A 7863-nucleotide genomic window follows, 5' to 3' on the forward strand; every position below is an offset into this window, starting at 1 on the left:
GTGGTGGAGGTAAGCGGGATCGAACCGCTGACCTCTTGCATGCCATGCAAGCGCTCTCCCAGCTGAGCTATACCCCCAAGCCCACAATACGCGGCGCAACCGGAGGTTCTCGCCTTTGTCTTGCGTCGTTCGGTGAACGGGGGCGAATTATGCACGATTTTTAAAAAGCGTGCAGCGCCCCGTGAAATCAGCCCCGCCGCCAGCGCCAGGGCGCGCGCAGCGGCCACTGGTATTGCGTGCCGAGAATGCGCGGCGCCAGCGCGAAGGCGCAGCCCAGCGCCACCAGGGCGCCAGCCACCACGTCGGTGAGAAAGTGATCGCGGTTGATGACGCGGCTGAGGGCCACCAGGGCGGCCAGCGTCAACACGGGCCAGCGCCAGCGCGGCGCGACGATGGCGATCACGCCCGCGACCGCGAAGGCGGCCTGGGTGTGGCTGGACGGAAAGGAGTCGAAAGGCTTGCCGGCGAAGAACCCGCCCAGGCCGTAGAAGCCATGGTCGAACAGTTCTTCCGGGCGGGCGCGCGCCACCGCGCGCTTGAGCAGCCACGTGACGATGCCGCCGGCCGACAGGGTGGCGAGCAGCAGCAGCGAGCCGCGGGCGATGCGGTCAAAGCCGGCCTCGAAACGGCAGTGCCAGCCGCGCGCCAGGCCGTTGAGCGACCAGATGTACAGGCCCAGGCCGGCCAGGACGTACAGCCCCGGGTCGCCCAGCCGGCCAATGCGGTCGAACAGCGTGTTCAGGCCGGTGGGCACATTGGCATCCAGCCAGAGCGCGAGCGGGCGGTCCAGCCACAGCGTGCAGGCCAGCGCCACGACCACCAGCAAGACCAGGCTGAGCTTGCCGCGGATGGGGCGCAGGGGAGGGGAGAGCGGAACACCAGTCGTCATTGCCGGAGGTATCAGAATTAAAGGGGGCCACTGCCTGGGGCGTGGCGGCGGACAATAGTAATGGGCGCAGCCTGCGCGACAAAGACGATTTACTGTGTAAAACGGTAAAATCAGCAGTTTCCCTAATCTACTTTGATAACGTCCCCGGGATCTACACCCGTCACGGCGTCCGCCCATGCAAGAAACCACGCTCAAGCGCGCAGGCGCACCGCTCGCCACGCCCGCCACGCCCGCGGCCCCCGCCGCCGGCGGCAAGATCTACATCCGCACCTTCGGCTGCCAGATGAACGAGTACGACTCCGACAAAATGGTCGACGTGCTCCGCGAAGACCAGGGTCTGGAAGTCACCGACAATCCTGAAGAAGCCGACGTCATTCTCTTTAACACCTGTTCGGTGCGCGAGAAGGCGCAAGAAAAAGTCTTCTCCGACCTGGGCCGCGTGCAGCACCTGAAGAAACTCAATCCGCGCCTGGTGATCGGCGTGGGCGGCTGCGTGGCCAGCCAGGAGGGCGAGGCCATCGTCAAGCGCGCGCCCTATGTGGACGTGGTCTTCGGCCCGCAGACCCTGCACCGCCTGCCCGAGCTGATCCGACGCCGGCGAGACGAGGGGGTGTCGCAGGTCGATATCAGCTTCCCCGAGATCGAGAAGTTCGACAATATGCCGCCTTCGCGCGTCGAGGGGGCCACGGCCTTCGTGTCCATCATGGAAGGCTGCAGCAAGTATTGCAGCTTCTGCGTGGTGCCCTACACGCGCGGCGAAGAGGTGTCGCGCCCCTTCGAGGACGTGCTTACCGAGGTGGCCGACCTGGCCGACCAGGGCGTGCGCGAAGTGACGCTGCTGGGCCAGAACGTCAACGCCTACCGCGGCCGCATCGAGGGCAGCGACGAGATCGCCGATTTCGCCATGTTGCTGGAATATGTGCACGAGATCCCCGGCATCGAGCGCATCCGCTACACGACCTCGCATCCCAAGGAAATGACCCAGCGCATGGTCGAGGCCTATGCCCGCCTGCCCAAGCTGGTGTCTTTCCTGCACCTGCCCGTGCAGGCCGGCAGCGACCGCGTGCTGGCCGCCATGAAACGCGGCTATACCGCGCTGGAGTTCAAGTCGGTCGTGCGCAAGCTGCGCGCCGCGCGTCCCAATCTGACGCTTTCTTCCGATTTCATCGTGGGCTTCCCCGGCGAAACCGAGGAAGACTTCCAGAAGACGCTCAAGCTCATCGCCGATGTGGGCTTCGATACCTCGTTTTCTTTCGTGTATTCGCGCCGCCCGGGCACGCCGGCGGCCGACCTGCACGACGACACGCCCCAGGAGGTCAAGCTCAAGCGCCTGCAGCAGCTGCAGGCATTGATCAACGAGCAGGCCGCCGCCATTGCCCAGGGCATGGTGGGCACGCGCCAGCGCCTGCTGGTCGAAGGCCCGTCGCGGCGCGATCCCAACGAACTCATGGGCCGCACCGAGAACAACCGTATCGTCAATTTCGAAGGGCCCGCGCGCCTGGTCGGCAACATGGTGGATGTCATCATCACGCAGGCCTTCACCAATTCGCTTCGCGGCCGCGTGGTCAGCACCGAAGACAGCGACCAAGGAGCAGCATGAGCATCCCGCGCAGCCGCCGCCGCAGCATGCCCGTCATCGTCAACCTCGATGGCGACAATGTCCACCTGTCCAATCTCTGCGGTCCGCTGGACGAGAATCTGCGGCAACTGGCCGACGGCATGGGCGTGAAGCTCTCGCGCCGCGGCAGCCGGGTCACCATCGAAGGCGAGCAGGCCGAATTGGCCGGCCGGGCGCTGCGCCGCTTCTACGAGCAGGCCACGCACCGCGCGCTGTCGGTGGACGACATCCAGCTGGGGCTGGTCGAGATCGGCGTGGGGCGCCGTGTCGAGGTCCAGGAAGATCCGCGCGAGCTCGATGCCACGCTGCCGCCGGTCGATGACGAGAGCGACGGCATCGCCCTGCGCACGCGGCGCACCGACCTGCGCCCGCGCACGCCGCGCCAGCGCGACTACCTGAACAACATCCTCAAGCACGACATCACCTTCGGCATCGGGCCGGCCGGCACCGGCAAGACCTGGCTCGCCGTGGCCTGCGCCATCGACGCCATGGAGCGCGATACCGTGCAGCGCCTGGTGCTGACGCGCCCGGCCGTGGAGGCCGGCGAGCGCCTGGGCTTTCTGCCCGGCGACCTGGCCCAGAAGGTCGACCCCTATCTGCGGCCGCTCTATGACGCCCTCTATGACCTGATGGGCTTCGAGCGCGTGCAGCGCCTGTTCGAGAAGCAGAGTATAGAGATCGCGCCGCTGGCCTATATGCGCGGCCGCACGCTCAACCATGCTTTCGTGATCCTGGACGAGGCGCAGAACACCACGCCCGAGCAGATGAAGATGTTCCTGACCCGCATCGGGTTCGGCAGCAAGGCCGTGATCACGGGCGATCCGTCGCAGATCGACCTGCCGCGCGGACAGCAAAGCGGGCTGGCGCATGCCGTCAAGGTGCTGGCCGACGTGCAGGGCATCGCCACCACGCGCTTCACCAGCCGCGATGTGGTGCGCCATCCGCTGGTGGCGCGCATCGTCGATGCCTACGATCAGGCCGAACAGAATGACAACGCCTGATCCCGGCCTGGCCCTGGCCGTGCAATATGCGGTGGACGAACCGCGCTTGCCGCGCTGGCGGCTGCGCCGCTGGGCGGGCTATGCGCTGGCCGGCGCCGCGGCCGACGGGCGGGTGGCGTTCTCGTCCGCCGAGCTCAACATCCGCCTGGTCGGCCAGGCCGAAGGGCGCCGGCTCAACGCGGAATTCCGGGGACGCGACTACGCCACCAATGTGCTGACTTTCGAGTACGGCGTGGACCCGCTGGGCACCGCGCGCGGCGATATCGTCATCTGCGTGCCGGTGCTGGCCCGCGAAGCCCGCGAGCAGAAAAAAACCTTTGACCATCATGCCGCCCACCTCTGTATCCACGGGGTGCTGCACGCGCTGGGCTACGACCATATCAAGGCGCGCGAAGCCCGGCGCATGGAGGGGTTGGAGACGGCCATCCTGGCGCGCATGGGTATTTCCGACCCCTATCAGGCTTGATGCCGGCCCGTGTTGGCCGGATTTTCTCCGCAAAAACCCGTATATGGCGGCATATTGCCGCCATATTACAGCCCCAACTTGCATGGCCAGGGGGGGTATCGGTTATGCTGACCCTTTCGTTACGAGTCCGTTTGGACAATGCCTGACCCATACCCTGCTGCCGATTCTCCGGCTTCCACGCACAAATCCTCCAAATCCCTGCTGGACCGCGTTCTCTCGCTGGTCCGGCGCGAGCCAGAAGACCGCGAAGGCATCAAGACCTTCCTGGATGCCGCCCACGACAGGGCGCTTCTTGATGCCGAGTCCTACACCATGATCAAGGGGGCGCTGGCCGTCTCCGAGCGCACCGTCGCCGACATCATGGTGCCGCGCTCGCGGATGGACCTGCTGGACGTCTCCCAACCCCTGCAGCAACTGCTGGCCACCATCGTCGAGACCGCGCATTCGCGCTTTCCCGTCTACGAAGATGACCGCGACAACATCCTGGGCATCCTGCTGGCCAAGGATCTGCTGCGCTATATGCTGGACCCCTCCATCGAGCTGCGTTCGCTGATCCGCCCGGCGATCTTCATTCCCGAGGCCAAGCGCCTCAATGTGCTGCTGCGCGAGTTCCGCTCGGCGCGCAACCACATCGCCATCGTGATTGACGAGCATGGCGGCATCTCCGGCCTGGTCACCATGGAAGACGTGCTCGAGCAGATCGTCGGCGACATCGAGGACGAGTTCGACGAAGACGAGGAAGAATCCATCTTCCCCGAAGGCGAGAACCAGTGGCGCATGCTGGCCTCGACCGAGATCAGCCACTTCAACGATACCTTCTCCACCCAGCTGCCGGACGACGAGTACGACAGCGTCGGCGGTTGGCTGGGCGGCAAGCTCGGGCGCATCCCGCGCCGGGGCGATACGGCCGAGTTTGGCGGTTTCCAGTTCGAGGTCATCCGCGCCGACCCCCGCCGCGCCCTGTGGCTGCGGGTGCGGCGCGCGCCCCAGCCGGCGCGGACGGACGCCGCCGAATGAGGCGCGGGCTGACGGGCGCCCGGCTGCCGGGCGCCGGCGTGCTGGCCGCGGCGGGCGCCTTGCATGCCTTGAGTTTCGCGCCCGGCCCCTTGCCGTCCTGGTCGCTGGCCTGGGTGCAGGTGCTCATGCTGGCCGTGGCCGCGCATGCCGTGCTGCAAGCGCCCAGCCGCCGCGCCGCCTGGACGCGCGGCTGGGGCTTCGCCAGTGTCAGTTTCACCGTCGGGCTGTACTGGCTCTATGTCAGCATGCACGATTACGGCGGCATGGCCGCGCCGCTGGCCGCGGCCGGTGTCGTGGCCCTGTCGGTCTTTCTTGCCGTCTTCCCGGCCACCGCTGGCTGGCTGGCGCGCAGCATCTGCCCGCCGCAGGCCGCGGCTTCGCTGTGGCGCGCGAGCTGGGTGGCCCTGGTCTGGGCGGCCTGCTGGACGCTGTTCGAGTGGCTGCGCGCCACCGTCATGACGGGTTTCCCCTGGCTGAACATCGGCTATGGCGTCGTGGACAGCCCCATCGCGGGCTGGGGGCCCGTCCTGGGCGTGCACGGCATGGCCTTCATCACCGCCTTCGCAGCGGCCGCCATCGCCAGCCTCAAGGGCGCCGGCAGCGCGCGCCAGGCCCTGGCCGCCGGCCTGGCCATCGTCCTGGTATTGGCCGGCGGGCTGCTCGGCCTGGTGTCATGGTCGCGCCCGCAGGGCCAGCCGCTGAACCTGCGCCTGGTGCAGGGCAATGTCGAGCAATCGCAGAAATTCGATCCCGCCCTGATGGAGGCCGGCCTGCTGCGCCATCTCGAACTGGCCGCGCTGCCCGGTCAGCCCGGCACGCCCGGCGCCGATCTCATCATCCTGCCCGAGACGGTGCTGCCTGTTTTCCAGGACCAGCTGGCGCCCGAGGTCTGGGAGGCCTGGAAGACCATCGCGGCCCGCCAGTCCGCCACGATCGCCATGGGCGTGCCGCTGCGCCAGCGCGATGCGGACGGGCGCACGCGCTACACCAATAGCGTCATGGGTTTCGACGCCCGCACGCCGCTGGCCGACCTGCGCGCCGGCACCACCGCCATGCGCTACGACAAACAGCATCTGGTGCCCTGGGGCGAGTTCGTGCCGCCGGGTTTCCGCTGGTTCGTGGACATGCTGGACATCCCGCTGGGCGATTTCGACCGGGGGCCGGCCTATCAGCGGCCCTTCGCGGTGGGCGACCAGCGCATCGCCTTCAACATCTGCTACGAAGACCTCTTCGGCCCCGAACTGCTGCCCGCCCTCTATCCCGACGGCCAGGGCCAGGGCGGAGCCACCATTCTGGCCAACGTCAGCAACCTGGGCTGGTTCGGCAATACCTGGGCCTTGCGCCAGCATATGCAGATCGGCCGCCTGCGCAGCATCGAGACCGCCCGTCCCATGGTCACGGCCACCAATACCGGCATCACCGCGGCCATCGACGCGCGCGGCCGCGTGGCGGCGCAATTGCCCACCCACCAGCCCGGCGTGCTGCCGGTGACGGTGCAGGGCATGACGGGCTTGACGCCCTATGCGCGCTTTGGTGACAAACTGGCCTTGCTCATCGTCGGCGTGGTGCTGATCGCCGCTGCCGCGCGGGTCCGCAGGCGCCGCTAGCGCAGAAAATCGGCCGGGGTCGGCAGGCGGTCGGCCGGCGGCTGCAGCGGGCCGCTGCCGGCCCCGGAATCGGCCAGGGCGTCGGCGATCAGCTGCAAGGCCTCGTCATCCAACTCCAGCGTGGCCGCGCCCAGCCACCCATCCACCTGGGCGGGGCTGCGCGCGCCGACGATGGCGCCGCTTACGCCCGGCCAGGCCAGCGTCCACGCAATGGCGATGGCGCCCACGGTCGTGCCGTGGCGCTCGGCCAGCGGCCGCAAGGTTTCGGCCAGGGCCAGGTTGCGCGCCAGCCGGGGCGGCAGGAACTCCGCATCGCGCGAACGCCAGTCATTGGACGGCAGCCGGCGCGTGTCGCTGAACGTGCCCGATAACAGCCCGGATTGCATGGGGCTGTAGACGATGACGCCGGTCTGGCGCGATTCGCACCAGGGCAGCAGATCGGCGCCCGCTTCGCGGCGGATGAGCGAGAAGGGCGGCTGCAGGGCGTCGACATGGCCGATGGCCTCGGCCGCCTGGACCTGCGCCAAGCCATGGTTGGACAGGCCGATCGCGCGCACCTTGCCGTCGCGCTGGAAGTCCAGCAGGGCCTGCCAATACACCTCCAGCGGCGTGCCGTCGCCGGCTGGCCAGTGCATCTGGTAGAGATCGATGCATTCGACGCCCAGCCGCCGCAGCGAACCCTCCAGCTCGCGCCGCAGGCTGTCGGGCTGGGCGATGCCATACGCCTGGCCCTCCCGGGTGGCCAGGCCGCCCTTGGAAAACACATAAGGCCGGGACGAAGGCGGCATCTGCGCCAGCGCCTGGCGCACGATGGTTTCGGCATGTCCCTGGCCATAGCTGGCGGCGGTGTCTATCCAGTTGATGCCGCGGTCCACGGCGTGGCGGATGGCGCGGATGGATTCGCCATCGTCCTGCTCGCCCCAGGCATAGGCCCAGGCCGTGCCGCCGATGGCCGATGTGCCCAGGCCCACGCGCGACAGCGCCATGCCGGTCCTGCCCAGCGCCCGTGTCGGAAAGGATGTCTTGGCCATCGTGGCTTCCTTCATCTCCAGCGATGGCCCACTCTAGCATGCCTCCCTTTTTTTAAAATTTTTTGCGGCTGGCTTGCACAGCCCCGGAAACTCGTGCATAATCTCGTTTCTTCGCGGTTGACACGAAAGTGACAGCAGCGAAGGTGCTGGAAACCATGGGGGTATAGCTCAGCTGGGAGAGCGCTTGCATGGCATGCAAGAGGTCAGCGGTTCGATCCCGCTTACCTCCACCAA

At 67.5% G+C, this 7863-nt stretch carries 7 protein-coding genes and 2 tRNA genes; 6 read left to right on the top strand and 3 right to left on the bottom strand.

The genetic code is table 11. The annotated features are described in order from the left end of the window. Position 1: 1 nt before the first annotated feature. Together AXA74_RS23405 and AXA74_RS23410 are read right to left on the bottom strand one after the other, a co-directional pair. Positions 2-77, bottom strand: a tRNA-Ala gene (locus tag AXA74_RS23405). Positions 78-187: 110 nt separating this feature from the next. After that, positions 188-889, bottom strand: coding sequence for a phosphatase PAP2 family protein (locus AXA74_RS23410; protein WP_185844197.1), 702 nt, complete (start codon positions 887-889; stop codon positions 188-190). A gap of 175 nt (positions 890-1064) precedes the next feature. Between AXA74_RS23410 and miaB the strand changes: the two genes are divergently transcribed. The 5 genes from miaB to lnt all read left to right on the top strand — a co-directional run bounded on the left by miaB (position 1065) and on the right by lnt (position 6598). After that, positions 1065-2489 (top strand): tRNA (N6-isopentenyl adenosine(37)-C2)-methylthiotransferase MiaB, encoded by a 1425-nt coding sequence (gene miaB, locus AXA74_RS23415; RefSeq protein WP_032956119.1) that lies wholly within the window; start codon positions 1065-1067, stop codon positions 2487-2489. Beyond that, positions 2486-3508: a PhoH family protein gene (locus tag AXA74_RS23420; RefSeq protein WP_032956121.1), complete on the top strand. Its 1023-nt coding sequence runs from the start codon at positions 2486-2488 to the stop codon at positions 3506-3508. The genes miaB and AXA74_RS23420 overlap by 4 nt, the downstream gene beginning before the upstream one ends. Beyond that, positions 3495-3974 carry an rRNA maturation RNase YbeY gene (gene ybeY, locus AXA74_RS23425; RefSeq protein WP_029579450.1) on the top strand — a complete coding sequence of 160 codons (480 nt, stop codon included), beginning with the start codon at positions 3495-3497 and terminating at the stop codon, positions 3972-3974. The genes AXA74_RS23420 and ybeY overlap by 14 nt, the downstream gene beginning before the upstream one ends. A 138-nt stretch (positions 3975-4112) precedes the next feature. Next, a complete protein-coding gene (locus AXA74_RS23430) occupies positions 4113-4991 on the top strand; it encodes an HlyC/CorC family transporter (protein ID WP_029579451.1) in 879 nt (292 codons plus the stop codon). Beyond that, complete coding sequence (gene lnt / locus AXA74_RS23435) at positions 4988-6598, top strand: apolipoprotein N-acyltransferase (RefSeq protein ID WP_029579452.1); 1611 nt, start codon at positions 4988-4990, stop codon at positions 6596-6598. The genes AXA74_RS23430 and lnt overlap by 4 nt, the downstream gene beginning before the upstream one ends. On the opposite strand, the gene AXA74_RS23440 is transcribed toward lnt, so the two are convergent. Further along, positions 6595-7584, bottom strand: coding sequence for an aldo/keto reductase (locus AXA74_RS23440; RefSeq protein WP_172899607.1), 990 nt, complete (start codon positions 7582-7584; stop codon positions 6595-6597). The genes lnt and AXA74_RS23440 overlap by 4 nt on opposite strands. A gap of 202 nt (positions 7585-7786) precedes the next feature. On the opposite strand from AXA74_RS23440, the gene AXA74_RS23445 reads away from it, so the two are divergent. After that, positions 7787-7862, top strand: a tRNA-Ala gene (locus tag AXA74_RS23445). The last annotated feature ends 1 nt before the right edge of the window (position 7863 follow it).

Origin of the sequence: Bordetella hinzii LMG 13501, from assembly GCF_001548475.1 — a bacterium.
In the GTDB taxonomy this organism is placed as follows: domain Bacteria; phylum Pseudomonadota; class Gammaproteobacteria; order Burkholderiales; family Burkholderiaceae_B; genus Bordetella; species Bordetella hinzii.

Excerpts from the sequence above, each read along its gene's own strand:
- miaB (WP_032956119.1), top strand. The coding sequence starts at position 1,065 with ATGCAAGAAACCACGCTCAAGCGCGCAGGCGCACCGCTCGCCACGCCC.
- AXA74_RS23420 (WP_032956121.1), top strand. The coding sequence starts at position 2,486 with ATGAGCATCCCGCGCAGCCGCCGCCGCAGCATGCCCGTCATCGTCAAC.
- AXA74_RS23440 (WP_172899607.1), bottom strand. The coding sequence starts at position 7,584 with ATGGCGCTGTCGCGCGTGGGCCTGGGCACATCGGCCATCGGCGGCACG.
- AXA74_RS23430 (WP_029579451.1), top strand. The coding sequence starts at position 4,113 with ATGCCTGACCCATACCCTGCTGCCGATTCTCCGGCTTCCACGCACAAA.
- lnt (WP_029579452.1), top strand. The coding sequence starts at position 4,988 with ATGAGGCGCGGGCTGACGGGCGCCCGGCTGCCGGGCGCCGGCGTGCTG.
- AXA74_RS23410 (WP_185844197.1), bottom strand. The coding sequence starts at position 889 with ATGACGACTGGTGTTCCGCTCTCCCCTCCCCTGCGCCCCATCCGCGGC.
- ybeY (WP_029579450.1), top strand. The coding sequence starts at position 3,495 with ATGACAACGCCTGATCCCGGCCTGGCCCTGGCCGTGCAATATGCGGTG.